Consider the following 25,494-nt stretch of genomic DNA (forward strand, 5'->3'; position numbering starts at 1 on the left):
AATTTATTATTTTCAATACAGGTTGGTGTGGTTGTAAGTGGTACGTTGATGGTACTACATTATTTCCTCACCTTGCTGATTGTTTTTATTATAAAATAAATCATTTAAAATTTTTTACATTTTTTTAACTGTTTTAATACCAAGCATATTTAGTCCTTTTTTTAATGTTTTTGCTGTTAGAATAGATAATTTAAGTCTGCTTTTACAAATTTTGATTCTTTGAGCAAAGAGTATTGAACAACTTTCATAAAAGATAGAAAAATAAGTTGCAAGTTGATAAAGATATTGACACATAATATGTGGGGTTCCTTTTTGAGAAATTAATAAAACAATTTCTTCAAATTCTAATATTTTAATAGCTAATTTAATTTCACTTTCTTTTTCTAAAATAATTCTTGCTTTTAATTTTCTTATAGGAAACGTTGATTTTTTTATAATGGAAAGTATTCTTGTATAAGCATACTGTATATAAGGTGCTGTATTGCCTTCAAAACTGAGCATTGTATCCCAATTAAATACATAATTAGTATTTCTATTTTTAGATAAATCTGCATATTTAACTGCACTAATTCCAATTACTTCAGCTAATAAAATTAGTTTTTTCTTAGATAAATTTGGTTTTTTCTTTTTAATTAATTTTATTGCTCTTTCTATTGCTTCATCTAGAAGTTTAGAAAGTTTTATATTATTGCCATCTCGAGTTTTAAATGGACGTTTGTTTTTTGATAACATCATACCAAACATATGATGTTCTAATAATAAATCGTGTGGTATATAATTAGCTTTTTTTGCTATAGTCCATGCTTGCATTAAATGTTGATGTTGACGAGCGTCGGTATAGTATATGATACGATCAGCATGTAATCTTTCATATCTATATTTAAAACAAGCTATATCAGTTGTAGAATATAAAAACCCCTTATCTTTTTTTTGAATAACAACTCCCATCGGTTCTCCTGATCTATTTTGAAATTCTCTTAAAAAAACAATGGTGGCACCGTTTTTTTCAGTAGCTATTTTTTTATTTTTAAGATCTTCAATAATATCAGGTAGCATTTTATTATATAAACTTTCCCCCATAATATCATTTTTTTTTAATGTAACGTTAAGTTTGTTATATATTTTTTGATTTTCAAGCATTGTAATATGAACTAATTTTTTCCAAATATTGTAGCAGTATTGATCTCCATTTTGTAATTTAACAACATATTCTCTAGATTTTTTTGCAAATAATTTATCTGAATCATATTTTTTTTTTGCTTCACAGTAAAGTTTTTCAAGTTCTTCTAAAGAAGTGGTACTATTTTTTGATATACTTGTTAATTTTATATCTTCTAAATATGCAATCAACATACCAAATTGCGTTCCCCAATCACCGATATGATTTGCTCTAATTACATTATGACCTAAAAAATGTAATATTCTTACTATTACATCACCAATAATAGTAGATCGAAGATGTCCAATATGCATTTCCTTAGCAATATTTGGAGAAGAATAGTCTATAACAATATTTTTTGGCGTAGTCACCTTTATCCCAAGACGATATGAAATAAAAATTTTTTCTAATTCTATAGATAACCAATTATGACAAATAAAAATATTAATAAAACCAGGTTCAGAAAATGTTATTTTTTTATATATATATTTTTTTTTTATATTATAGATAATTATTTTAGATAATTTATATGGTTCTAATTGTAATGTATTTGCTATTTTAATTAGATTGTTCAGTTGATAATGACCTAATTGTATTTTTTTGTTTAATATAACAATAGGATGACAGTATTTTATAGGATTAATTCGAATTAAAACATTTTTAATATCTTTTTCTAGTATATCTTTTAAATTCATGCTAAAACCTTTTTAAAATAAATTGAAATGATTTTTTTATTTAACACTTCAATAAAAAATATATATTTAATAAAATTTTATTAAATATAGAGTTTATTTATTTTTTATAATATATTATATTTTTTTTATTATTTATTAAATATCATTTTATTAAAATTATATAAAAAAATATTTTATAAAAAAGGTTGACAAGGTAATTAAAAAAATGTAAGCTCTACTCTAAAGTTTCAAAAATATAAAAACGCTCTTTAAAAAAATATTAGATAATCTGTGTGGGCACAGACAATTAAGTACAAAAATTATTTTTTGTTATTTGATAATCTCTTAGAGATTAATTTCTTTAAGAAAAGTTTTTTCAATTGAAGAGTTTGATCATGGCTCAGATTGAACGCTGGCGGCAAGCCTAACACATGCAAGTCGAGCGGCAGCGAAAGAAAGCTTGCTTTCTTGTCGGCGAGCGGCAAACGGGTGAGTAATATCTGGGGATCTACCCAAAAGAGGGGGATAACTACTAGAAATGGTAGCTAATACCGCATAATGTTGAAAAACTAAAGTGGGGGACCTTTTAGGCCTCATGCTTTTGGATGAACCCAGACGAGATTAGCTTGTTGGTAAGGTAATGGCTTACCAAGGCTACGATCTCTAGCTGGTCTGAGAGGATAACCAGCCACACTGGAACTGAGACACGGTCCAGACTCCTACGGGAGGCAGCAGTGGGGAATATTGCACAATGGGCGAAAGCCTGATGCAGCTATGCCGCGTGTATGAAGAAGGCCTTAGGGTTGTAAAGTACTTTCAGCAGGGAGGAAAGAAATAAAACTAATAATTTTATTTTGTGACGTTACCTGAAGAAGAAGCACCGGCTAACTCCGTGCCAGCAGCCGCGGTAATACGGAGGGTGCAAGCGTTAATCAGAATTACTGGGCGTAAAGAGCGCGTAGGTGGTTTTTTAAGTCAGATGTGAAATCCCTAGGCTTAACCTAGGAACTGCATTTGAAACTGAAAAACTAGAGTATCGTAGAGGGAGGTAGAATTCTAGGTGTAGCGGTGAAATGCGTAGATATCTGGAGGAATACCTGTGGCGAAAGCGGCCTCCTAAACGAATACTGACACTGAGGTGCGAAAGCGTGGGGAGCAAACAGGATTAGATACCCTGGTAGTCCATGCCGTAAACGATGTCGACTTGGAGGTTGTTTCCAAGAGAAGTGACTTCCGAAGCTAACGCATTAAGTCGACCGCCTGGGGAGTACGGCCGCAAGGCTAAAACTCAAATGAATTGACGGGGGCCCGCACAAGCGGTGGAGCATGTGGTTTAATTCGATGCAACGCGAAAAACCTTACCTGGTCTTGACATCCACAAAATTTTTTAGAAATAAAAAAGTGCCTTCGGGAATTGTGAGACAGGTGCTGCATGGCTGTCGTCAGCTCGTGTTGTGAAATGTTGGGTTAAGTCCCGCAACGAGCGCAACCCTTATCCCCTGTTGCCAGCGGTTCGGCCGGGAACTCAGAGGAGACTGCCGGTTATAAACCGGAGGAAGGTGGGGACGACGTCAAGTCATCATGGCCCTTACGACCAGGGCTACACACGTGCTACAATGGTTTATACAAAGAGAAGCAAATCTGCAAAGACAAGCAAACCTCATAAAGTAAATCGTAGTCCGGACTGGAGTCTGCAACTCGACTCCACGAAGTCGGAATCGCTAGTAATCGTGGATCAGAATGCCACGGTGAATACGTTCCCGGGCCTTGTACACACCGCCCGTCACACCATGGGAGTGGGTTGCAAAAGAAGCAGGTATCCTAACCCTCAACGGGAAGGCGCCTACCACTTTGTGATTCATGACTGGGGTGAAGTCGTAACAAGGTAACCGTAGGGGAACCTGCGGTTGGATCACCTCCTTAAAAATTTATACTTATTGAAAGTGCCCACACAAATTATCTAATAAAAAATTAGAAGGCTTGTAGCTCAGATGGTTAGAGCGCACCCCTGATAAGGGTGAGGTCGGTGGTTCAATTCCACTCAGGCCTACCATGAAACAATCATCTGGGGCTATAGCTCAGCTGGGAGAGCGCCTGCCTTGCACGCAGGAGGTCAGCGGTTCAATCCCGCTTAGCTCCAATAAAATAATTTTTTCTTAATCTTAATTGAATAAAAACTTCTAAATCCGTTAAACTATTTTTCAATCCCATAAATTTTTTTAATATTTTCTCATCTGTTCTTAAAAATAAATTTATTTTTTTCTCAAAAAAGATATAACAAGGTAAACTAGATTTATTTAAATACCTTAATTTTTTGATTTTTTTATAATAAATTTTAATCATATTATCTTCTGGTAAAATAAATTTAGCAAAAGACAAATTAGATAAAGTGTATTCATGAGAACAACATAGCATAGTATTATCAGGAAAAGATGATATCAGCTTTATTGAATTGTACATTTCTAAATATCTTTCCTTATAAACACGGCCACAACCTCCTGAAAAAAGAGTATCTCCACAAAAAAAATATGGTTTCATATAATATGAAACATGACCTAATGTGTGTCCTGGAGTTGGTAAAACATAAACTGTTTTGTTTAATAAAAATAGTTTTTCTCCTCCTGATACAATCCTATTTACACTATTTTTTCTGGTTTCTTTCGGTCCAAAAATAGTTACACTTGGATAATTTTGAATAATTTCAGACACTCCTTCTGTATGATCAGAATGACTATGAGTTAATAAAATAGCTACAGGATTCCATTTTTTTTTCTTAATTTTCTCTATGATAGGTTCAGATAAACCAGGATCTATGATTATACAAAAATTATTTGTATCATAAAGAAACCAAACATAGTTATCAGATAATATAGATATATTTTCTAAGATCATGTACTTTTTTCCTTTTTGATATATTTGAAAAATTAAATGCTCTTTTAAAAATTTTTTATAATTTGCTTTTTTCATAATACAAATCTTTAATACAAGGATTTTGAGCTGATTGACGTGCTATAAAATCACATCTTTCATTCTCTAAATGACCCGAATGAGCTTTAATCCAAAACCAAGTAACAATATGCTTTTTTAAAGCATGATTCATACGTAACCATAAATCTATATTTTTTACAGATTTTTTTTTTGCAGTTTTCCATTTTTTTTTTTCCATATAGGCATCCAATCTAAAATTCCTTTTTTAACGTATAAACTATCTGTTGTTATTTCAACAGAGCAAGATTGATTCAGAAATTCTAAACCTGAAATTACAGCCATTAATTCCATTCTGTTATTAGTTGTTAAATAAAATCCTGCAGTCAGTATTTTTTCGTGTAATTTATATTGTAAAATTGTACCATATCCTCCAGTACCAGGATTTCCCAAACAAGATCCATCTGTAAATATTTTAACTAGTTTTAGCATAGTACACCCTTACTTTCAAAAATTATTTTTTTAAAATGATGAATAAAAAAAGAACAGTTATATTAGATACTGAAACAACAGGTATAAATCCGATAGGACTGCCTCATATTAATCATAGAATTATAGAAATTGGTGCAGTTGAAGTCATTGAAAATCATTTTACAGGAAACAATTTCCATGTTTATCTTCAACCTAATAGATTAATAGAATCTGGAGCATTAAAAATTCACGGTATTACTAACGATTTTTTATTAAATAAACCAGTTTTTAGAGATATAGCTGAAACATTTTTAGATTATATTAAAAATTCTGAATTAGTAATTCATAACGCTTCATTTGATCTGGGTTTTATTAATCAAGAATTTTCAATGTTAAATAAAAAAGTAAAAAAAATTGATGATTTTTGTTCTATTATTGACACTCTTAAAATTGCTAGAAAATTATTTCCTGGAAAAAAAAATACTTTAGATGCGCTTTGTGCTCGTTATAAAATAAATAAATCTCATAGAAATTTACATAGTGCAATTATTGATGCTAAACTTTTAGGTAAATTATATCTTTTAATGACGAGTCGTCAAGAATCTATATTTTCTTATAATAAATTTGATCATAAAAAATCACTAAATAAATCAGATACGTTATTTAAATCAAAAAATCGTTCTTTAAAAATAGTACGCCCTACACAAAAAGAATTAGATCTTCATGAAAAATATTTAAAATATATGAAAGAAAAAAATATCTGTTTATGGAAGTAATTTTAAGAAATATTAAAAAGATTATTGACTGATTTTTTTAAAATATGTACAATATTAACAGTATTAAGATGGTGCGGTAGTTCAGTTGGTTAGAATACCGGCCTGTCACGCCGGGGGTCACGGGTTCGAGCCCCGTCCGCACCGAAAAATGTACTTCTTATTATCATAAATTTTATAAAGTACAAACATATAATTATTTTTTAAAAAATTAAGATCGTAAAATCATGTATAAAAAAATAATTCTTTCTGAATTAGATACTGCATTAAAAATATTGAAAAATTTTTTAAAAGATGAAAAACAAATATATAACATTCAAAAATCTGCTATTTTAATTTCAGAAGCTTTTAAAAGTGGTAATAAAGTAATATCTTGTGGTAATGGAGGTTCAAATTGCGATGCAATTCATTTCGCAGAAGAATTGACTAGTTTGTATAGAGAAAAAAGATCTGGATATCCAGCAATTTCTATTTCTGATGCTAGCTATATTTCAGCAGTGAGCAATGATTTTGGATATGATCAAATTTTTTCACGTTTTATTGAAAGTGTAGGATGTCCAAACGATGTACTATTAGCAATTTCTACTTCCGGAAAATCATCAAATATAATAAAAGCAATCAAATCAGCACAAAAAAAAAATATGAAAGTTATTGTTTTAACAGGTAACAATGGAGGACAAATAAAAGGATCATCTGATATAGAAATTTGTATACCTTATTCTGGATACTCAGATCGTATACAAGAAATGCATATTAAAGTTATTCATATATTAATATTAATTATTGAACAAGAAATGAATAAATCATCAAACAAAATATTATCTTAAATTTTTGACTTTACTAAAAATCCTGTAATAATTACAACTTATTTCCACTTTTCTAATAAATACTATTTTATAGTTTCGGAATTTCTTTTATGAGTGAGAAATACATTGTTACCTGGGATATGCTTCAAATTTATACTAGAAAATTAGCTAATCGGTTACTAAAAAAACATTCTTGGAATGGAATAATTGCGGTAAGTCGAGGAGGTCTGGTTCCAACAGCTTTATTAGCAAGAGAACTAGGCATTCGGTGTGTTGATACTGTATGTATTTCAAGTTACAATGACGATTGTTTGAAGAAAAATAGAAAAATAATTAAAAAAGCAGAAGGTAATGGAGAACAAATTATCGTAATAGATGATCTTGTAGATACTGGTGGAACTGCAAAAATTATCCGTAATTTATATCCGAAAGCGCATTTTGCAACTATTTTTGCTAAACCTATGGGTCGTCTACTAGTTGATGACTATATTATAGATATTCCTCAAAATGTATGGATCGAACAACCGTGGGATATGTCAATATCTTATATTCCTCCTCTAGTTCAAAACTAAAAAAATCAAACAAATATCTTAATTCAATTCTGAATCAAATTTTTTAGAATTATTTTCTAAAAAATAAAAAAATAAAAAAGTTTTTTTTTAAATAAACACATACTAAAAAAGGATATTTTTATGATGAATAAAGAAGAGCCAGTAGTAGAAAAAGAGAAAAAAGAAAATAAGAAAAATAATCAATTAATAAAAACAGATTTAATAAGATCTTTGGAAGATCAATTAAAAAAATCTGAAGAAAAAATACTAGAAAAAAAAAATCAAGCTGAACAAGAAATAACAAAAATATTCCATCGAGTAAATCAAGAACTTGAAAAAAATAGAAAGTTTTCTTTAGAAAAGTTACTTATAGATTTTCTTCCAATTTCAGATAGTATTGAACGTGCTTTAAATTCAATTGAAAATAATGAATCTGATAAAATCTTTATAGAAATCAAAAATAAATTAAAAATTATTTCTGATTTATTAAAAGATTTTTTTGTTTTTTTTCATGTAAAAAAAATAGATGATATAAATGTACCATTTGATCCATCTATACACCAAGCTATGTCTATTCAATATACGAATCAAATAGAACCAAATAAAATAGTAACAATTATGCAGCCTGGTTATATTCTTCATGAATCTCGCTTATTGCGTCCAGCTATGGTCGTAGTTTCTAAGAAAAAAATATAAAATATGTTTTTTTAGATTTAATAATTTTATAAAAATTTGTAATTTTTATTAAATCTAAAAGAAAAATTTTTGTTGAAAATATATAAAATATTTATTTTTAAAATGAATTCATTATTTTTTAATAGCAATATATTTTTTTCGTCTCCATTCTTTTGGGTCTATCGACAAATTTCTATAAATTTCAATTCGATCACCATCTTTTATTTTAGTATCTAAATGTACTAATTTATTATAAATACCTACATGAAGATCATGTAATGAAAAATTTTTTATTATATTCAATATCTTTGATTCTAAGATAGCATCTTTTACAGTACTATTTAATTTCATTTTTACTTCATAAATGTACTGTTTATTTGGTAAAGCATAAGCGACTGTTACATGAATGATATTCATATTTTTTTAAATTAATATTGTACTTTATTTTTGGAATAAATTTTATTATGTTACATAAAAAAAATCGTGTAAATTTATCTAAAATTGTTATTAATAAAAAAGCATATCACAACTATTCTGTAGAAAAAATATTTGAATCTGGTTTAGTTTTAGAAGGCTGGGAAGTCAAATCCATTCGCTCAGGAAAAATAAATATTTCAGAAAGTTATGTAATTAATTATCTTAATGAGATGTATCTTTATAATGCTTTGATTCAACCTTTGAATGTATCATCAAATAATAATTATTGTAATCCTATGAGAAAAAGAAAATTGTTATTACATAAAAATGAAATCAATTTTTTATCTATACAAAGAAAAAATATAGGATATACACTCATTCCATTATCTTTATTTTGGAAAAAATCTTGGTGTAAATTAGAATTTGGATTAGCAAAAGGTAAAAATATGAAAGATAAAAGAACAGATGCTAAAAATAAAGAATGGCAAAAAGAAAAATTAAAAATTCTTAAAAAAACTAATACAAATATATAAAATATTTTATGATATATAATAAAGATAAAAATTGGATGAAAATTGCTTTAAAATATGCATATTATGCACAAAAAAAAGGGGAAGTCCCCATTGGTGCAATATTAATTTTTAAAGAGCGTATTATTGGAATAGGATGGAATAGTTCTATTACGAAACACGATCCTACTGGACATGCAGAAATTATAGCATTACGCGATGCAGGAAAAAAAATAAAAAATTACCGATTATTAGATAGTACATTATATGTTACTTTGCAACCATGTATTATGTGTTGTGGAGCTATTATAAATAGTCGTATAAAACGTTTAGTATTTGGAGCTAATTCTCTACAATCAGATCAAAAGTACTCTTTGAGAGATATATTTTTAAATTCTCAAAAAGACTATAAATTAACTATAAAAAAAAATGTTATGAAACAAGAATGTGCTAATATTTTAGTTAATTTTTTTCAAAAAAAAAGAAAATTCAATATTAGTTTTAATAAATAGTTAAAATTAAGATTCTAAAATTACTAAAGCATATGCATATAATTTTTCATCAGATATACTTACATGTATAGATTTACATTTCATTTTTTTAGATTTTTTTGAAGCATTTTTTAAAAAACGTAATTTTGGTTTTCCAAATTTATTATTATAAAATTCTAGTTGATTTAACGTTACTCCATTATTAATTCCTGTTCCTAACGCTTTAGATGCAGCCTCTTTAGCTGCAAATTTTTTTGCTAAAAAACTGATGTAGTTTTGACTAATAATGTATTTTTTCCATTCTATTTTAGATAGAATTTTTTTAGCAAATTTATGTTGATATTTAAAAAAAATATTTTTAATGCGTAAAATTTCTACTATATCTGATCCGACACCTACAATAGACATAATGAAAAAGACCTTTTATTGGAATATGATTATTTTTTAAAATTAGTTAATATGTAAAACATTTAACTAATTTTAAAAAATTAGTAATTATTTTATTTAAACATATGTTTCTTAACCCACAAAAGAAGATGAGTTTTCATATGAAATTCTTTTTCTATATTTTGTCTTGACATTATACTAATTTTTTTTATTTTTTCTCCATTACGACCAATAATAATTTTTTTTTGTCTAATATTTTTTACTAAAATTATTGCTCTTATGTGTAATTCATCTTTTTCTTTCTTTTGATTTTCTTTCTTTTGAAAAGATTCAATTTCAACTTTAATAATAGTAGGCAATTCATCGCCTAAAAATAGTATTAATTGTTGACGAATAATTTCAGAAATTGTAAAAAATTGAGAATTTGTTGTTACATAATTTTTAGAATATATATGTGGATTTTTTGGTAGATAAGACTTGATTACATTATATATTAAAATAACATTTTTTGTTTTTTTTGCACAAATAGGAATAATTTCGATTATATCATTTTTTTTTTTAAGAATATTGATAAAAGGCAATAAAGTATTTTTTTTAGCAATTTTATCGATTTTATTAATAATTATTATAACTGGAATTCTTTTTTTCTTTATTTTATTTAAAATAATTTCATCATTTTCAGTCCAAATAAGTCGATCTATGACAAATAATATCAATGTGGAACTTTTTATAACATTAAAAAAATTATTATTATATTTAATTTTATTGTTTTTTTTATCAAATAAAATTCCTGGAGTATCTATATAAATAGATTGATAACATTGTTCTGTTTTAATTCCTATAATATTTGTTTGTGTTGTATTTTTTTTTCTTGATACAATTGAAATTTTTTTACCGATAATTTGATTGAGCAATGTAGATTTCCCAACATTTGCTTTTCCAATAATTGTTATATAACCACAGTATTTTTGTTTTATATTCACTCTACACCTAATTTAATTAATGCTTTTTGTGCAGCATCTTGTTCAGCTTTTCTTCTACTCGAACCGGTACCAATTAAATATTCTGAAATAACACTAATTTTACAATGAATAGTAAATAATTGATTATGAGCTTCTCCATATATTTCAACTATGAAATATGTGGGTAAAGATAAATGTTTTGACTGTAAATATTCTTGTAACCGTGTTTTGGGATCTTTTTGCGTATCTCCAGGACTTATTTTTTCTAAACGTTTTTCATACCATTTTAATATTAATTCTTCTACTGTTTTTATGTTACTATCTAAATAAATGCTTCCAATAAGAGCTTCTACAGTATTTGCTAAAATAGATTCGCGACGGAAACCTCCACTTTTTAGTTCTCCTTGTCCTAATTTTAAATATTCTCCCAAATCAAATTCATATGCAATTTCTGCTAAAGTATTACCGCGAACTAAAGTAGCTCTCATACGACTCATATCACCTTCATCAATATATGGAAAATGTTGATATAAAGCATTAGCTATTACAAAACTTAGTATAGAATCTCCTAAAAATTCTAATCTTTCATTATGTTTGCTACTTGCGCTTCGATGTGTTAATGCTTGTCTTAAAAGATCTTTATGAGTAAAAGTATATCCCAGCACCTTTTGTATTTTTTTTGTTATGATATAGTTCATTTTATACCAATTTCAATAATATTTTAATTTATTGTACATATAACAGGAAAAACAGAAAAATTTGATAAAATTGAAGATATACGTCAATATATAATAGTAATTATATTTTTCATTAATTATTTTAATATATATTTCCAATTCTATTTATACGTATACCAGTAGGCCATTCATTTTCATTTTTATCAAAACTCATCCATATTTTAACAGCTTTTCCTACTAAGTTTTTCTCAGGTACAAAACCCCAATAACGACTATCTAAACTATTATCACGATTATCTCCCATCATAAAATATTTACCTTGAGGAACAATCCAAGTTAATTTCGGCATGTTTTTTTGTTTATAATAGTCTTTTTTTACACTTTTAATATTGTTTAATAGTAATATATTATGTTTAAAATTGTTAATATTTTCTTCAACAATATTAAAATATAGGGAATTATATTCTTCTTTTTTTTGTAGTAAATTATCTTTATTTAAAAAATATATTTTTTGAATAAAATTATTTTGTTTAGTTTTTGAATAACTAATCAGTAATTTTTCTTGACAATTCTTATTTTCTAAAAAATTAGTACATATTTTTATATGTTTATTTTTTATATTATATTTAATTTTATCTCCGGGTAATCCTATGACACGTTTGATATAATCTATATTATGATCAGTAGGATGTTTAAAAACCACTATATCACCACGTTTAGGTTTGTTAGTTTGTATTAAAGTTGTCTGTGTTATTGGTTCTTTAATACCGTATGAAAATTTTTCTACTAAAATAAAATCACCTACTAATAAAGTAGGCATCATGGAACCTGAAGGAATTTGAAAAGGTTCATAGATAAATGAACGTATGATAAATATTGTTAAAAAAATTGGAAAAAATGATGAGAAAGATTCTAAAAAACGTATTTTATTTTCGATATACAAATCATTTTTTTTAATTATTTTTTTATTAAAAAAGGAATATTGAATACTTTTAATACGATAAAAAATCCAAATTATTCCAGTAAAAAATGTGCTAATTAATAAAAAAATAGTTAATATATTAGCCATATTAATTGCCTTATATTAATTTTTACTAATATTTAAAATTGAAAAAAATGCTGTTTTTGGCATTTTAACATTACCTATTTTTTTCATTCGTTTCTTTCCATCTTTTTGTTTTTGTAATAATTTTTTCTTTCTACTTACATCACCACCATAACATTTTGATAATACATTTTTTCTAAGTTGTTTAATAGTTGTTCGTGCTACAATAGAGTTATTAATAGTTGCTTGAATAGCAATATCGAATTGATGTCGAGGTATTAATTCTTTCATTTTATTAACTATTTCACGTGCGCGATACGGTGCATGTTTATAATAAGAAAGAATTGTTAATGCATCTACTTTTTCTGCATTAATTAATATATCTATTTTTGCTATTTTAACGGGTTTAAAATATTTAAAATCATATTCTAATGAAGCGTATCCACTAGATACTGATTTCAATTGATCAAAAAAATTTAATACTACTTCATTCATTGGAATATTATATTTTAATAATACCTGATGTGTGTGATAAATCATATCAGTTTGAACACCTCTTTTTTCTATGCATAGTTTTATAATTGCACCTAGAAATTGAGGAGGTAATAAAATGTTACATTCAACTACAGGCTCTTTAATTTGTTTAATTTCATTTAAATTAGGAAAATTAGAAGGACTATCTAAATAAATTATTTTACCATTAATCATTTCTATTTCATAAATAACTGTAGGTGCAGTAGAAATTAAATCAATAGAATATTCTCTCTCTAAACGTGCTTGAACAATTTCCATATGCAATAAACCTAAAAATCCACATCTAAATCCAAATCCAAGAGCGGTCGAATTTTCAGGCTCATAAAACAAGGAAGAATCGTTTAAACTAAGTTTTCCTAATGCGTCTCTAAATGTTTCATATTGCTCTGATGTAACCGGAAATAGACCAGCATATATTTTAGGTTTAACTTTTTTAAATCCAGTTAATCTCTTTTTGGCAGGATTTCGTGCTACTGTTAACGTGTCTCCTACTGGAGCAGCATTAATACTTTTAATACCACAAATAATCCAACCTACTTCTCCACATTTTAATTCTTTTTTATTTATTTTTTTAGGTGTAAAAATACCTATTTGATCAACAAAATAATTTTTTCCAGTGCTCATTACTTCAATCTTATCTTTTTCAAATAAAATTCCATTTTTGATTCTTATTAAAGATACTACACCTAGATAATTATCAAACCATGAATCAATAATTAGAGCTTGAAGAGGAGTATCTATTTTACCTGTAGGGGGGGGTATTACAGTTATAATACTTTCTATAAGTTCTTTTATACCTGCTCCTGTTTTAGATGAACATTTAATTATGTTTGACGAAGATATTCCTATTATGTCTTCAATTTCTTTAGTTGTTTTTTCTATGTTTGAATTTGGTAAATCAATTTTGTTTAATACTGGAATTATTTCTAAGTTCATTTCTAATGCATGATAACAATTAGCTAAAGTTTGTGCTTCTACTCCTTGAGTAGAATCAACTACTAATAGTGCTCCTTCACACGCAGATAATGATCTAGATACTTCATAAGAAAAATCTACATGACCTGGAGTATCAATAAAATTTAAATTAAAAATATTACCTGTATTATTTTTATACTGAATCATGACACTCTGAGCTTTGATAGTAATTCCTCTTTCTCTTTCTAAATCCATAGAATCTAAGACTTGATTAGACATTTCTCTTTCAGACAATCCACCACATATTTGTATTAATCGATCAGATAAGGTCGATTTTCCATGATCAATATGAGCTATAATAGAAAAATTTCTTATATTTTTCACGTTTATTTCTTATCACCATATTCATTTTTTATATTTATTTTAACATGCACTAAAAATATTTTATTGTTTTTATTAATTTTTCATAAAAATATTTTTAAAAAAATTAACTTAATATTTCAAACCCATGTATATATAATATATAATAGAATATTCTATTCTAAAGAAAATATATATCCTTAAAAACATTAAAAATTAATATTATTTATGATAATAAGAAAAAATAAAAAAATAATTGTAGCAATGTCTGGAGGTGTAGACTCATCCGTAACTGCATGGATTTTAAAAAATAAAAAATATGAAGTAGAAGGTATATTTATGAAAAATTGGGAGGAAGATGATACAGAAGAATATTGTAATTCTGCCAAAGATTTATTTGATGCCATAAACGTATGTAAAAAATTAAATATATATCTTCACAAAATAAATTTATCTGAAGAATATTGGGAAACAGTTTTTAAAGATTTTTTAAATCAACACAAACAGGGAAAAACACCTAATCCAGATATATTATGTAATAAAGAAATTAAATTTAAGTGTTTATTTAACTATGCTATTCAAGAACTTAAAGCAAATTATTTTGCGACAGGTCATTATGCTCGTATAAAAAGAAAAAATAAACAATATTTTTTATTAAAGGGTATTGATGTTAAAAAAGATCAAACTTATTTTTTATATACTTTAAATGACATTCAGCTTGAAAAAATTTTATTTCCCCTTGGAGATTTAAAAAAGAAAGAAGTCAGAAGAATTGCCGAAAAAATTAATTTAGAAGTAGCTAACAAAAAAGATTCTACTGGAATTTGTTTTATTGAACCTAAAAAAATAAAAAAATTTTTGAATCGTTATCTTGATGATAAAAAAGGTGATATCGTAACAACTTCTGGAAAAATTATTGGAGAACATAATGGTCTTTTTTATTATACTTTAGGTCAAAGAAAAGGATTAAGAATTGGAGGAATAAAAGGACAGTATAATATTCCATGGTACGTAGTAGATAAAAAAATAAAAAAAAATATATTAGTTGTTGCACAAGGTTCTTACAATAAACATCTTATGTCTATAGGTTTAATTGCTAAAAATATTCATTGGATTAATAGTAAAAATAAAATTATTTACCCATTTTCTTGTATGATTAAAACAAGATATCATCAAAAAGATATTAATTGCAGTATAGAATATTTAAATAATACTCATATTAAAATCATATTTCAAAATCCAGTACCTGCAGTTACACCAGGACAGTCAGTTGTTTTATACCTATCAGAAGTTTGTATGGGAGGTGGAATTATTGAATCTAGATTACCATTATTGTGATTTTTTTATTTTTTAAATAAATCAATAAATCAGGAGATAATTGTTATTAAAAAAATCTATTCTATTACATTATCACTTGCAGGAATATGTCAATCAGCATACTTAGTACAAAAATTAGCTTATTCAGGAAAATGTGATAATCATGCTTTTGTAACATGTTTAAAAAGTATTTTAGAAATAAATCCCACTTCTTTAATGAAAATATATGGTAATGATGAAAAAAATTTAAATATAGGATTAGAAATTTTAATATCTCTTTTAACTCTTTCTAACTTTTCTTATTCATATATTGAATTAATTAAATATATTTTAAATATGATCATTATTGAAAATAAATTAAAAAAGAATAGCAATACGCTTTATTCACTAAAACAAAAATTATTAATTATATCTAACAAATATCATACTGATAAAAATATTAACATTTTAACATATCAATTAGCAGAGTTATATCTTAAAAACATTAGTTCTTTAGGTTCTCGTATTTTAGTTAAGGGAACAAAAAATTTTCTAGAAAATATTGCAATACAAGAAAAAATTCGATGTTTATTATTTTCAGGAATTCGTTCTGTTGTTTTATGGAAACAATTTGAAGGAAATGAATTTAAAATAATATTTTTTAGAAAATGTATTATTAAAAAAGCAAAAATAATACTATATAATTTAAAAAATAATATTTAATTATTTCTATAATATTAAAAAATAGGTTTAAAATATGAAATTAACTTCATTGACAGCTATTTCTCCTATTGATGGACGATATAGTAATTTAACCATCTCATTAAGGAATATTTTTAGTGAATTTGGTTTTTTAAAATATCGTCTTAATATAGAAATTCAGTGGTTTAAAAAATTAATAAGTATGTCTCAAATACTAAAAATAGAAAATCTTGAAAATAAAAAAATATTAATATTAGACGATATTTTAAAAAATTTCAGTGAAAAAGATGCTGTTCATATTAAACAAATAGAAAAATCAACTAAACACGATGTCAAAGCATTAGAATATTTTTTAAAAAATAAAATTTCTAGATTTGATGATTTTTCGTTAATTTTAGAATTTATACATTTTGGTTGTACTTCAGAAGATATTAATAATCTAGCTTATGCATTAATGCTTAAAGATACTCGTGATAAAATTATTTTGCCAATGTGGAATAAAATTCTTTGTTTTTTAAAAGAAATGGTTTTTAAATATAAAAAGATTCCTTTGTTATCTTTAACACATGGTCAACCAGCTACTCCGTCAACTATGGGAAAAGAAATTGCTAATTTTTACTATCGTATGAAACGTCAGTATATAAAATTGAAAAAGATAGAAATTTTAGGTAAAATAAATGGTAGTACTGGAAATTATAATGCACATTTAGCTGCATATCCTAAAGTAAATTGGCATATAATAAGTGAAGAATTTGTAACATCATTAGGAATTTCTTGGAATCCATATACTACTCAAATTGAACCACATGATTATATTGCAGAGTTTTTTAGTTGTATATCTCTTTTTAATTCAATTTTAATTAATTTTAATCGTGATGTTTGGGGTTATATTTCTCTTAATTATTTTCGACAAAAATTAATAGATAGTGAAATAGGTTCTTCAGTCATGCCACATAAAGTTAATCCAATAGATTTTGAAAATTCTGAAGGTAATTTAGGATTATCTAATGCTTTAATGAATCATATGATAGAAAAGCTACCTATTTCTCGATGGCAGCGTGATTTAAGTGATTCTACAGTATTACGTAATTTAGGTGTAGCTATTTCTTATGCAATAGTTGCATATACTTCTCTATTATCAGGTCTTCATAAGATTGAAATTAATAAGAGACAATTATTAAAAAATTTAGATGCTAATTGGTCTATTTTATCTGAACCAATCCAAACAATTATGCGTCGGTATGGCATTCAAAATGCGTATGAAGAATTGAAAAATTTAACTCGTGGTAAAGAAATAAACAAAAATTTGATACATACGTTTATTTCTAATTTAAAAATTCCAGAAAAAGAAAAAATACGGTTAAAAAAAATGAATCCTTCTAATTACATTGGTTATGCTAGTCAAATGAGCAATGAAATAGAATAAAGAATAAATATTAATACAATAAATATATGATAAGAAATTTTTTATTTAAAATTCTTATTTTCTGTAATATAAAAATATTTTTCAAATAATTTAAGGAAGTTTTTCTTATGAAGTTAGGAATTTTAATTATTTCATTAGTTTTGTTAACTGGATGTAATAAATTTTTACATGTTAAACTAAATTTAAAAAGAAATTATTTTTTAAATAAAAATAGCGTCGAACATGCTATACATAATTGGAATTATCTTATTAAAAATGCTTCTCACAAATACGGTGTCGATGAAAAATTAATAAAATCTATTATTTATACAGAATCTTCTGGTAATCCTTATGCTAAAAGTAATTCTAATGCTATCGGTTTAATGCAAATTAAACCTAATTCTGCAGGAGCAGAAATATATCGTATCACAGGTAAGAAAGGTCAACCTTCTGTTCAGTCGTTATATAATCCAAAGATTAATATTAATATAGGAACTGCTTATATTAATTTATTACAAAAAAAAAATTAATTGGTATTAAGAATAAAGACGTAATGCGATGTGCTATTATTGTGTCTTATGTTAATGGAACCAATGCTCTTCTTAAAATATTTTCTAAAAATAAAAAAGAAGCAATATCAATCATAAATAGTATGACAATAGAGTCTTTTTCAAAATATATAAAAAAAAACATCCAGCAAAACAAGCATACCTTTATTTAATAAAGGTAATAAAAATTTATAATTTAATATAAAGATATATCAGTAAAATATTCATAAAACTTAAAAAATTATTTTAAATCAGTATAATTGAGATTTGAAAAATGGGGATTTTGAAGGGTAAAAAAATTTTAATTACTGGTATATATAATTCAAGATCAATTGCTTTTGGAATTGCACAATCTATGTATTATCAACAAGCAGAATTAGGATTTGTGTGTCAAAATGAAAAAATAAGCAATAAAATAAAAGATTTAGTTTCAGAAATGAAATCTAATTTCATATTATCATGCGATGTTTCTAATGATGAAAATATTAAAAAATTATTTTTCAACGTAAGTAAAGTATGGAAGAAATTCGATGGATTAGTACATTGTATTGCATATTGTCCAAAGAAGTATTTAAATGGAGATTTTATTGATAATATTACTAGAAAAGGTTTTAACATTTCTCATGAAATTAGTTCTTATAGTTTTTTGGGAATGGTAAAAGAATGTAGAAAAATGTTAAATAGTTTTTCCTCTTTAGTCACACTGTCTTATTTAGGTGCAAAGAAAGTAGTACCAAATTATAATATTATGGGCTCAGCAAAAGCTTCATTAGAAGCCAATGTTCGTTATATGGCTTATACATTAGGAGAAAATAACATTAGAGTTAATACTATTTCATGTGGTCCTATTAAAACTGTTTCTTCTTATAATATTAAAAATTTTAATAAAATAAATAATTTTCATCATTCATCTTCTTTTATAAAAAATTTGATTACTGCTGAAAATATAGGTAACGTTGCATCTTTTTTACTATCTAATTTATCTTACGGTATTACTGGATCAGTGATTTATGTTGATCATGGTGTTAATATTAGTAGTACAAATTCTGTTTAAAAATATATAATATTTTATTCTATATAAGTTTTTATATAAAACATTTTAAAAATATTTATATTGAGATATATTCAATTGTTTTTAATTAAAATTAAAAAAATTATCTATGCTATTTCATAAATAAGTTATATATTTAAATTAATTTAAATTTATAAGATTATTAATTATCTACTATGACAATTAGGTTGTATTATTATGTTCCAAAATAATCCATTACTTGCACAGTTAAAAAAAAATCTACATGCTAAAACTCCAAGAGTTGAAGGCATAGTAAAAAGTACTGAAAGAGGATTTGGATTTTTAGAAGTTGATGCTCAAAAAAGTTATTTTATACCTCCAAAAAATATGAAAAAAGTAATGCATGGAGATAAAATAGTTGCATTATTAAAAATAGAACAAGAAAGAGAAATTGTTGAACCTGAAAGATTAATTGAACCATTTTTAAATAGATTTGTTGGAAAAATAGAAAAAAAAGATAACAGATTATTTATTATACCCGATTATCCATTTTTAAAAACTCTTATAACCTGTCAACCTAATAAAAATTGTTCAGCTTTTTTTCATCATGGAGATTGGGCAGTAGCTAAATTAATTAAACATAAACTAAGAGGAGATTATCTTTTTTATGCTGAATTAATTGAAAAAATTATATCAGAAGATGATCCATTAACACCATGGTGGGTAACTTTAGCACGTCATAATCTTGATAAAAAAGAACCTTTATTTGAAAAAAATGATCTCATTTTAAAAGAAAATTATCCAAGAAAAGATCTAACAGATTTAGATTTTATTACTATAGATAATAGCAATACTAAAGATATTGACGATGCCCTTTTTATTCATAAAGATTTGAATGGTCAATTTTATTTAACTGTAGCGATTGCAGACCCTACTGCTTATATAAAACAGGATAGTAAATTAGATTTAATAGCATCTAAAAGGGGTTTTACAAATTATTTGCCAGGATTTAACATTCCAATGTTACCTCGAAATTTATCAGAAGATATATGTTCATTAAATCCTAATAAAAGACGTCCTGTATTAGCATGTAATATTATTATATTAAAAGATGGAAGTATTTCTAAAAATGTCGATTTTTTTTTAGCATGGATCAAATCAAAATCAAAATTATCTTATGAAAATGTTTCAGATTGGCTCGAAAAATCTAGTACATGGATACCAAAAACAAAATCTATCGAAAAACAAATATTACTTTTACATCGTCTATGTTTATTACGTATAAAATGGAGAGAAGTAAATGCAGTATTATTTAAAGATAGCTTAGAATATCGCTTTCATTTATCAGACGAAGGAAAAGTTATTGATATTTTTATTGAAAAACGTCGTATTGCTCATAAAATAATTGAAGAAGCAATGATAATTGCTAATATATCTGCAGCTAATTTTTTATCTCATCATCTTGGTTTTGGCATATATAATATACATACTGGTTTCGATCTTGTTAATGCTGAAAATGCAGTAACTTTTTTAAAAAATTATCATTTATATTTTACTGTTAAAGAAATAACAACATTAAAAGGATTTTGTAAACTTCGTCGTATTTTAAATATGTTGTCTAATAGTTATATTGATAGTCGAATGCGCCGTTTTCAATCTTTCGGAGATTTTAGTATTATGCCAGGACCTCATTTTGCCTTAGGTTTTTCGAAATATGCAACTTGGACTTCTCCTATTCGAAAATATAGTGATATGATTAATCATCGTCTATTGAAAGCGATTATAAACAAAGAAAAACCAATTAAACCTAGTGAAGACATTAAATTAAAAATTAGTGAACAAAAAAGACGTAATCGTATCTCTGAACGAGACGTATCAGATTGGCTCTATACCATATTATTAAAGAAAAAGAAATACGAAAATAAAAAATTCAAAGCTGAAATTATTGATATTGCTAGAAGTGGAATGAGAGCTAGATTAATAGAAAATGGTGCCAATGTTTTCATTCCAGGAGTTTTCTTGCATCCCATTAGAGAAGAATTAATATTTAATCAAGAAATAGGTAAGGTTTTTATTAATGGAATAGTTCAATATAAAGTATCTGATTACATTGACGTTACTTTATCTGAAATTCGACAAGAGACAAGAAGTATTATTGCTAAGCCTGAAAATTAAATATCAATGAAAATAAAAAAAATATTTTATATGTTAATATGATAAAAAAAAGTATCTTAGATTAGATAAAATATCTTTAATAAATTATCTAAATTCAAAATAAATTAGGAGCATGTCATATGAATATTTCATTTTTTGATTTATCTATATATATAAAATTTTTTATAGGTTTATGTGCTTTGGTTAATCCAATTGGAATGATTCCTATCTTTACAACTATGACAAATAATCAGTCTTTTATAGAAAGAAAAAAGACTAATTTAATAGCTAATTTTTCAGCTTCGCTAATTTTAATTATATCATTATTTTTTGGTAATAATATTCTAAATATTTTTGGTATATCTATTAATTCTTTTCGTATTGCTGGAGGTATACTAATAATTAGTATTGCTTTTTCTATGATTAGTGGTGAATTTATAAATAAAATAAAAAAAGAAAAAGATCAGAAAAAAGAAAAAAAAATAGAGAATATTAGTGTTGTTCCTTTAGCCATGCCTTTAATTGCAGGACCAGGAGCGATTAGTTCGACAATTGTTTGGAGTACTTATTATTCTACTTGGATTAATTTATTTATATGTAGTTTAGTTATTTTTTTATTTTCATTTATATGTTGGTTGTGTTTTCAAGCTGCTCCATGTGTGGTTCAGATCTTAGGAGAAACAGGTATTAATATTATTACTCGTATTATGGGTCTATTACTAATGTCTCTTGGAATAGAATTTATTAGTACTGGTATTAGTGCTATTTTACCTGGATTATTAAATTAATTAGTTAATTTATTAAAGTTTCACTAAGTGTTGGATTATTTTTTGAAAAATAAAATTATTTTTTTTCGCAATTTAGGATTAGAAGATTGGTTGACAACTGTTAATAAAATGAATACTTTTACACAATTGCGTGATATTAATACATTTGATGAGATTTGGTTCGTAGAACATTATCCTATTTTTACCCAAGGACAATTAAATAGAAAAGACAAGATAAAATTCATTCACAATATTCCTATAGTAAATTCTAATAGAGGTGGTCGTATTACCTATCACGGTCCAGGACAACAAATATTATATTTTTTAATTAATTTAAAACGTCGTAAAATTAACATTCGTCAATTAGTTGATATGATGCAAGAAATAGTAATAGAAATTTTAAATCATTTTTCTCTTCAGGCATACGTTAAAAAAACGTCACCAGGTGTATATATAAATAAAAAAAAAATATGTTCCTTAGGATTACGAGTAAAAAAAGGATGTACCTTACATGGTTTAGCACTTAATGTCAATATGAATTTAACTCCATTTGATTACATTCATCCTTGCGGAGATGAAAATATGAAGATGACACAAATAAAAGATTTTAATTTATATGTTAAATTAGAAGATATACGTTTGATTTTCATCAAAAAATTATCTAAATTTTTAGATGCATATATTATCAATCATGAATATAATTCATAATTAAACAAATACTTTTAATTAAGTCTAAAAATATAAATTTTATATTATATAAAGTTTTTCTGAAACAATTATTTTTTAATTGAATATATAATATATATTTTTATATTTGTAATTGAGATAATAAATTTAATGAAGAGACATACAGGTGTTATATTAAAAAATAAAATATCTAAAAAAATAAATATCATTCCCATTAAAAAAATATCTGAAATTGAAAAAAAATTACCAAAACCGGATTGGATAAAAATTAAAATACCTGTTAATACATCTCGTATACATAACATTAAAAAAGCTTTACGTAAAAATAATTTACATTCTGTTTGTGAAGAAGCACAGTGTCCTAATTTATCAGAATGTTTCAATAATGGAACTGCAACATTTATGATTCTTGGATCAATATGTACACGAAACTGTCCTTTTTGTGCTGTATTTCATGGAAAACCTAATCCTGTCAATATAGAAGAACCTGAAAAATTATCGAATACAATAGCTGACATGGAAATTGACTATGTAGTAATTACATCAGTTGTCCGTGATGATTTATATGATGGAGGGGCTCAACATTTTGTTAATTGTATTCAATCGATTCGAAATAGAAATAAAGTGAAAATAGAAATATTGGTTCCTGATTTTAGAGGAAAAATAGAATTAATTTTAAAAATTTTTAATACAGCATTACCAGATATTTTTAATCATAATATAGAAAACATTCCACGAATGTATAAAAAAATTCGTCCGGGAGCAGATTATAAAAGATCATTATCTTTATTAGAATCATTTAAAAAAAGATATTTCGAGATTCCTACAAAATCTGGCCTAATGTTAGGACTTGGTGAAAAGGATACAGAAATCATTCAAGTAATGAAAGATTTGTATTCAAGTGGTGTTACATTATTAACAGTAGGACAATATCTTCAACCTAGTATTCATCATCTTCCAGTTCAGCGTTATATCACACCTTTAGAATTTGAGAATATAAAAAAAGAAGCTTTATCTATTGGTTTTACTAATGCTTTTTGTGGTCCTTTTGTTCGCTCTTCATATCATGCTAGTTTTCAATCTCATTTACCTGTTAAGAAATAATAATGTTGATAATATTTAAAGATTAATTTTTTATAAATATTTTTATATGTTGTGTAATACATATATTTTACATCAAAAAAACGTATAGAAAATAATATTTTTATTGATTTATATTATTTTATACTAGAGGTTGCATAGTGTTAAATCCTAATTTATTTAATATACCCAAAATTATTATTGCATTAGATTTCTGTAATAAAAAATCAGCTATGAAAATAGTAAATCTTCTTAATCCATCTATTTATTATTTAAAAATTGGAAAAGAGATGTTTACTGTTTTAGGTTGTCAATTTATCAAAGAATTACATCAACTCGGATTTAACATATTTCTTGATTTAAAATTTCATGATATTCCTAATACTGTATTTAATGCAACAAAAGCAGCAGCAGATTTAGGAATATGGATGTTAAGTGTACATGCATCTGGCGGTAAAAAAATGTTAGTTTCTGCAAAAAAAGCATTGAAATCTTTTAAAACAGCTCCTTTATTAATAGCTATTACTGCACTCACTAGTTTAAAAGAAGAAGAATTGAAAGAAATTGGCATTCAAATGTCTTTAAAAGAATATATTTTAACTTTGTCAAAATTATCTAATGATTGTGGTTTAGATGGAATTGTCTGTCCAGGAAAAGAAGCAAAAAAAATAAAATCTTTATTTGGAGATAAATGTAAAATTGTTACACCAGGTATTAGAGTAGCTGAAGATGCTTTATATGATCAAAATAATATTATTACTCCTAAAGAAGCTAAAAAATACAAAATAGATTATATAGTAATAGGCCGTTCTATTACTATGTCAAAAGATCCAATAAAAAAATTAGAATTAATAATAAAATCGATGCAATAAAAAATTCATGAAAATATGTTTAATCCTATATTAGGAGGATTTATGCAATTGATAGAAATAGAAAAAGCACTGTTACCAACACCTTGGGGAAATTTTTTTATATTTGGTTTTGAAGAAAAGAAAAACGGAAAAAATCATATTGCTCTTGTATATGGTGATATAAAAAAAAGTACTCCTATTCTTTCTAGAGTACATTCAGAATGTCTGACAGGAGATGCATTTTTTAGTTTAAGATGTGATTGTGGTAAACAATTAGAAATAGCATTGGAAAGAATTTCTCAAGAAGGTAGTGGTGTTCTAATTTACCATCGTCAAGAAGGAAGAAATATTGGTCTTCTTAATAAAATAAAAGCATATGCTTTACAAGATAAAGGATTAGATACTGTTGAAGCTAATCAAAAGCTTGGTTTTTCTGCAGATGAAAGAGATTTTTCATTATGTGCTGATATATTCAGTATATTGAATATTAAAAAAATTCGTCTATTAACAAATAATCCCTTTAAGGTAAAGATGCTGAGTAATGCTGGAATAAACATTGTTGAACGCGTACCGATTATTGTAAAAAAAAATTCTAAAAATGCTCATTATTTAAAGACAAAAGCTGATAAAATGGGTCATTTGTTATCTGAATAAAATTTTT

26 protein-coding genes, 3 tRNA genes, 1 rRNA gene and 1 pseudogene are annotated in these 25,494 nt (G+C 25.8%); 22 read left to right on the plus strand and 9 right to left on the minus strand.

The window, feature by feature from the left end; translation table 11 throughout:
• Positions 1-114: 114 nt before the first annotated feature.
• Positions 115-1,854 (minus strand): arginine--tRNA ligase, encoded by a 1,740-nt coding sequence (gene argS / locus BUMPG002_RS01225; RefSeq protein WP_025384580.1) that lies wholly within the window; start codon positions 1,852-1,854, stop codon positions 115-117.
• 356 nt (positions 1,855-2,210) lie between these two features.
• Here argS and BUMPG002_RS01230 point away from each other — a divergent pair.
• From BUMPG002_RS01230 to BUMPG002_RS01240, 3 genes are all read left to right on the plus strand, one after another.
• A 16S ribosomal RNA gene (locus tag BUMPG002_RS01230) occupies positions 2,211-3,756 on the plus strand.
• Between the two features lie 53 nt (positions 3,757-3,809).
• Positions 3,810-3,886 (plus strand) — tRNA-Ile (locus BUMPG002_RS01235).
• 14 nt (positions 3,887-3,900) lie between these two features.
• Positions 3,901-3,973 (plus strand) — tRNA-Ala (locus BUMPG002_RS01240).
• Here the strand turns inward: BUMPG002_RS01240 and gloB are convergent.
• Both gloB and BUMPG002_RS03275 read right to left on the minus strand, forming a co-directional pair.
• A complete protein-coding gene (gloB, locus tag BUMPG002_RS03155) occupies positions 3,955-4,725 on the minus strand; it encodes a hydroxyacylglutathione hydrolase (protein WP_025368885.1) in 771 nt (256 codons plus the stop codon). The genes BUMPG002_RS01240 and gloB overlap by 19 nt on opposite strands.
• A gap of 55 nt (positions 4,726-4,780) precedes the next feature.
• Positions 4,781-5,178, minus strand: a pseudogene (locus BUMPG002_RS03275) (RNase H family protein).
• A 110-nt stretch (positions 5,179-5,288) separates the two neighbouring features.
• Here BUMPG002_RS03275 and dnaQ point away from each other — a divergent pair.
• The 5 genes from dnaQ to BUMPG002_RS01275 all read left to right on the plus strand — a co-directional run bounded on the left by dnaQ (position 5,289) and on the right by BUMPG002_RS01275 (position 8,055).
• Positions 5,289-6,005, plus strand: a complete 717-nt coding sequence (gene dnaQ / locus BUMPG002_RS01255) for a DNA polymerase III subunit epsilon (protein ID WP_025368888.1) — start codon at positions 5,289-5,291, stop codon at positions 6,003-6,005.
• A gap of 70 nt (positions 6,006-6,075) precedes the next feature.
• A tRNA-Asp gene (locus tag BUMPG002_RS01260) sits at positions 6,076-6,149 on the plus strand.
• An 80-nt stretch (positions 6,150-6,229) separates the two neighbouring features.
• Complete coding sequence (lpcA, locus tag BUMPG002_RS01265) at positions 6,230-6,829, plus strand: D-sedoheptulose 7-phosphate isomerase (protein ID WP_025368889.1); 600 nt, start codon at positions 6,230-6,232, stop codon at positions 6,827-6,829.
• A gap of 89 nt (positions 6,830-6,918) precedes the next feature.
• Complete coding sequence (gene gpt, locus BUMPG002_RS01270; RefSeq protein WP_025368890.1) at positions 6,919-7,380, plus strand: xanthine phosphoribosyltransferase; 462 nt, start codon at positions 6,919-6,921, stop codon at positions 7,378-7,380.
• A 123-nt stretch (positions 7,381-7,503) separates the two neighbouring features.
• Positions 7,504-8,055 (plus strand): nucleotide exchange factor GrpE, encoded by a 552-nt coding sequence (locus BUMPG002_RS01275; protein WP_235065617.1) that lies wholly within the window; start codon positions 7,504-7,506, stop codon positions 8,053-8,055.
• Between the two features lie 111 nt (positions 8,056-8,166).
• Here BUMPG002_RS01275 and BUMPG002_RS01280 read toward each other — a convergent pair whose 3' ends face one another.
• Entirely contained in the window at positions 8,167-8,451 is a 285-nt protein-coding gene (locus tag BUMPG002_RS01280) for an RnfH family protein (RefSeq protein WP_025368892.1), read from the minus strand.
• Between the two features lie 47 nt (positions 8,452-8,498).
• On the opposite strand from BUMPG002_RS01280, the gene smpB reads away from it, so the two are divergent.
• The gene (smpB, locus tag BUMPG002_RS01285) at positions 8,499-8,984 is read left to right on the plus strand and encodes an SsrA-binding protein SmpB (RefSeq protein ID WP_025368893.1); all 486 of its coding nucleotides are present in this window, start codon (positions 8,499-8,501) and stop codon (positions 8,982-8,984) included.
• Between the two features lie 8 nt (positions 8,985-8,992).
• Positions 8,993-9,472, plus strand: coding sequence for a tRNA adenosine(34) deaminase TadA (gene tadA, locus BUMPG002_RS01290; RefSeq protein WP_025368894.1), 480 nt, complete (start codon positions 8,993-8,995; stop codon positions 9,470-9,472).
• A gap of 6 nt (positions 9,473-9,478) precedes the next feature.
• On the opposite strand, the gene acpS is transcribed toward tadA, so the two are convergent.
• From acpS to lepA, 5 genes are all read right to left on the minus strand, one after another.
• Positions 9,479-9,859, minus strand: a complete 381-nt coding sequence (gene acpS / locus BUMPG002_RS01295) for a holo-ACP synthase (RefSeq protein ID WP_025368895.1) — start codon at positions 9,857-9,859, stop codon at positions 9,479-9,481.
• Between the two features lie 92 nt (positions 9,860-9,951).
• Positions 9,952-10,821: a GTPase Era gene (gene era / locus BUMPG002_RS01300; protein ID WP_025368896.1), complete on the minus strand. Its 870-nt coding sequence runs from the start codon at positions 10,819-10,821 to the stop codon at positions 9,952-9,954.
• Positions 10,818-11,498 (minus strand): ribonuclease III, encoded by a 681-nt coding sequence (gene rnc, locus BUMPG002_RS01305; RefSeq protein ID WP_025368897.1) that lies wholly within the window; start codon positions 11,496-11,498, stop codon positions 10,818-10,820. The genes era and rnc overlap by 4 nt, the downstream gene beginning before the upstream one ends.
• Before the next feature lie 121 nt (positions 11,499-11,619).
• On the minus strand, positions 11,620-12,546 hold the full coding sequence (gene lepB / locus BUMPG002_RS01310) for a signal peptidase I (protein ID WP_025368898.1): 927 nt from the start codon (positions 12,544-12,546) through the stop codon (positions 11,620-11,622).
• Between the two features lie 15 nt (positions 12,547-12,561).
• Positions 12,562-14,355, minus strand: coding sequence for a translation elongation factor 4 (gene lepA, locus BUMPG002_RS01315; protein WP_025368899.1), 1,794 nt, complete (start codon positions 14,353-14,355; stop codon positions 12,562-12,564).
• Between the two features lie 204 nt (positions 14,356-14,559).
• On the opposite strand from lepA, the gene mnmA reads away from it, so the two are divergent.
• The 12 genes from mnmA to ribA all read left to right on the plus strand — a co-directional run bounded on the left by mnmA (position 14,560) and on the right by ribA (position 25,487).
• Positions 14,560-15,669, plus strand: coding sequence for a tRNA 2-thiouridine(34) synthase MnmA (gene mnmA / locus BUMPG002_RS01325; RefSeq protein WP_025368901.1), 1,110 nt, complete (start codon positions 14,560-14,562; stop codon positions 15,667-15,669).
• A 54-nt stretch (positions 15,670-15,723) separates the two neighbouring features.
• On the plus strand, positions 15,724-16,350 hold the full coding sequence (hflD, locus tag BUMPG002_RS01330) for a high frequency lysogenization protein HflD (RefSeq protein WP_268744735.1): 627 nt from the start codon (positions 15,724-15,726) through the stop codon (positions 16,348-16,350).
• Between the two features lie 34 nt (positions 16,351-16,384).
• Positions 16,385-17,755 (plus strand): adenylosuccinate lyase, encoded by a 1,371-nt coding sequence (purB, locus tag BUMPG002_RS01335; protein ID WP_025368903.1) that lies wholly within the window; start codon positions 16,385-16,387, stop codon positions 17,753-17,755.
• A gap of 107 nt (positions 17,756-17,862) precedes the next feature.
• Positions 17,863-18,264 carry a transglycosylase SLT domain-containing protein gene (locus BUMPG002_RS01340; RefSeq protein ID WP_235065618.1) on the plus strand — a complete coding sequence of 134 codons (402 nt, stop codon included), beginning with the start codon at positions 17,863-17,865 and terminating at the stop codon, positions 18,262-18,264.
• Positions 18,265-18,287: 23 nt separating this feature from the next.
• Positions 18,288-18,455, plus strand: coding sequence for a hypothetical protein (locus tag BUMPG002_RS03290; protein WP_235065619.1), 168 nt, complete (start codon positions 18,288-18,290; stop codon positions 18,453-18,455).
• Positions 18,456-18,556: 101 nt separating this feature from the next.
• Positions 18,557-19,336, plus strand: coding sequence for an enoyl-ACP reductase FabI (locus BUMPG002_RS01345; protein ID WP_025368904.1), 780 nt, complete (start codon positions 18,557-18,559; stop codon positions 19,334-19,336).
• Between the two features lie 195 nt (positions 19,337-19,531).
• Positions 19,532-21,469: an exoribonuclease II gene (gene rnb / locus BUMPG002_RS01350; RefSeq protein WP_025404223.1), complete on the plus strand. Its 1,938-nt coding sequence runs from the start codon at positions 19,532-19,534 to the stop codon at positions 21,467-21,469.
• A 119-nt stretch (positions 21,470-21,588) separates the two neighbouring features.
• Positions 21,589-22,236: a YchE family NAAT transporter gene (locus BUMPG002_RS01355; RefSeq protein WP_025368906.1), complete on the plus strand. Its 648-nt coding sequence runs from the start codon at positions 21,589-21,591 to the stop codon at positions 22,234-22,236.
• Between the two features lie 42 nt (positions 22,237-22,278).
• Positions 22,279-22,923, plus strand: a complete 645-nt coding sequence (gene lipB / locus BUMPG002_RS01360) for a lipoyl(octanoyl) transferase LipB (RefSeq protein ID WP_025368907.1) — start codon at positions 22,279-22,281, stop codon at positions 22,921-22,923.
• 129 nt (positions 22,924-23,052) lie between these two features.
• A complete protein-coding gene (gene lipA, locus BUMPG002_RS01365) occupies positions 23,053-24,006 on the plus strand; it encodes a lipoyl synthase (protein WP_025384582.1) in 954 nt (317 codons plus the stop codon).
• A 137-nt stretch (positions 24,007-24,143) separates the two neighbouring features.
• The gene (pyrF, locus tag BUMPG002_RS01370; RefSeq protein WP_025368909.1) at positions 24,144-24,854 is read left to right on the plus strand and encodes an orotidine-5'-phosphate decarboxylase; all 711 of its coding nucleotides are present in this window, start codon (positions 24,144-24,146) and stop codon (positions 24,852-24,854) included.
• A gap of 42 nt (positions 24,855-24,896) precedes the next feature.
• Entirely contained in the window at positions 24,897-25,487 is a 591-nt protein-coding gene (gene ribA, locus BUMPG002_RS01375) for a GTP cyclohydrolase II (RefSeq protein ID WP_025368910.1), read from the plus strand.
• The last annotated feature ends 7 nt before the right edge of the window (positions 25,488-25,494 follow it).

The organism is Buchnera aphidicola str. G002 (Myzus persicae), assembly GCF_000521565.1.
Classification (GTDB): domain Bacteria; phylum Pseudomonadota; class Gammaproteobacteria; order Enterobacterales; family Enterobacteriaceae; genus Buchnera; species Buchnera aphidicola_C.

Bases quoted from the DNA above. Each gene is read 5' to 3' on its own strand.
- argS (WP_025384580.1), bottom strand. From the start codon at position 1,854: ATGAATTTAAAAGATATACTAGAAAAAGATATTAAAAATGTTTTAATT.
- gloB (WP_025368885.1), bottom strand. From the start codon at position 4,725: ATGATCTTAGAAAATATATCTATATTATCTGATAACTATGTTTGGTTT.
- dnaQ (WP_025368888.1), top strand. From the start codon at position 5,289: ATGAATAAAAAAAGAACAGTTATATTAGATACTGAAACAACAGGTATA.
- lpcA (WP_025368889.1), top strand. From the start codon at position 6,230: ATGTATAAAAAAATAATTCTTTCTGAATTAGATACTGCATTAAAAATA.
- gpt (WP_025368890.1), top strand. From the start codon at position 6,919: ATGAGTGAGAAATACATTGTTACCTGGGATATGCTTCAAATTTATACT.
- BUMPG002_RS01275 (WP_235065617.1), top strand. From the start codon at position 7,504: ATGAATAAAGAAGAGCCAGTAGTAGAAAAAGAGAAAAAAGAAAATAAG.
- BUMPG002_RS01280 (WP_025368892.1), bottom strand. From the start codon at position 8,451: ATGAATATCATTCATGTAACAGTCGCTTATGCTTTACCAAATAAACAG.
- smpB (WP_025368893.1), top strand. From the start codon at position 8,499: ATGTTACATAAAAAAAATCGTGTAAATTTATCTAAAATTGTTATTAAT.
- tadA (WP_025368894.1), top strand. From the start codon at position 8,993: ATGATATATAATAAAGATAAAAATTGGATGAAAATTGCTTTAAAATAT.
- acpS (WP_025368895.1), bottom strand. From the start codon at position 9,859: ATGTCTATTGTAGGTGTCGGATCAGATATAGTAGAAATTTTACGCATT.
- rnc (WP_025368897.1), bottom strand. From the start codon at position 11,498: ATGAACTATATCATAACAAAAAAAATACAAAAGGTGCTGGGATATACT.
- lepB (WP_025368898.1), bottom strand. From the start codon at position 12,546: ATGGCTAATATATTAACTATTTTTTTATTAATTAGCACATTTTTTACT.
- mnmA (WP_025368901.1), top strand. From the start codon at position 14,560: ATGATAATAAGAAAAAATAAAAAAATAATTGTAGCAATGTCTGGAGGT.
- purB (WP_025368903.1), top strand. From the start codon at position 16,385: ATGAAATTAACTTCATTGACAGCTATTTCTCCTATTGATGGACGATAT.
- BUMPG002_RS01340 (WP_235065618.1), top strand. From the start codon at position 17,863: ATGAAGTTAGGAATTTTAATTATTTCATTAGTTTTGTTAACTGGATGT.
- BUMPG002_RS03290 (WP_235065619.1), top strand. From the start codon at position 18,288: ATGCGATGTGCTATTATTGTGTCTTATGTTAATGGAACCAATGCTCTT.
- BUMPG002_RS01345 (WP_025368904.1), top strand. From the start codon at position 18,557: ATGGGGATTTTGAAGGGTAAAAAAATTTTAATTACTGGTATATATAAT.
- rnb (WP_025404223.1), top strand. From the start codon at position 19,532: ATGTTCCAAAATAATCCATTACTTGCACAGTTAAAAAAAAATCTACAT.
- BUMPG002_RS01355 (WP_025368906.1), top strand. From the start codon at position 21,589: ATGAATATTTCATTTTTTGATTTATCTATATATATAAAATTTTTTATA.
- lipA (WP_025384582.1), top strand. From the start codon at position 23,053: ATGAAGAGACATACAGGTGTTATATTAAAAAATAAAATATCTAAAAAA.
- ribA (WP_025368910.1), top strand. From the start codon at position 24,897: ATGCAATTGATAGAAATAGAAAAAGCACTGTTACCAACACCTTGGGGA.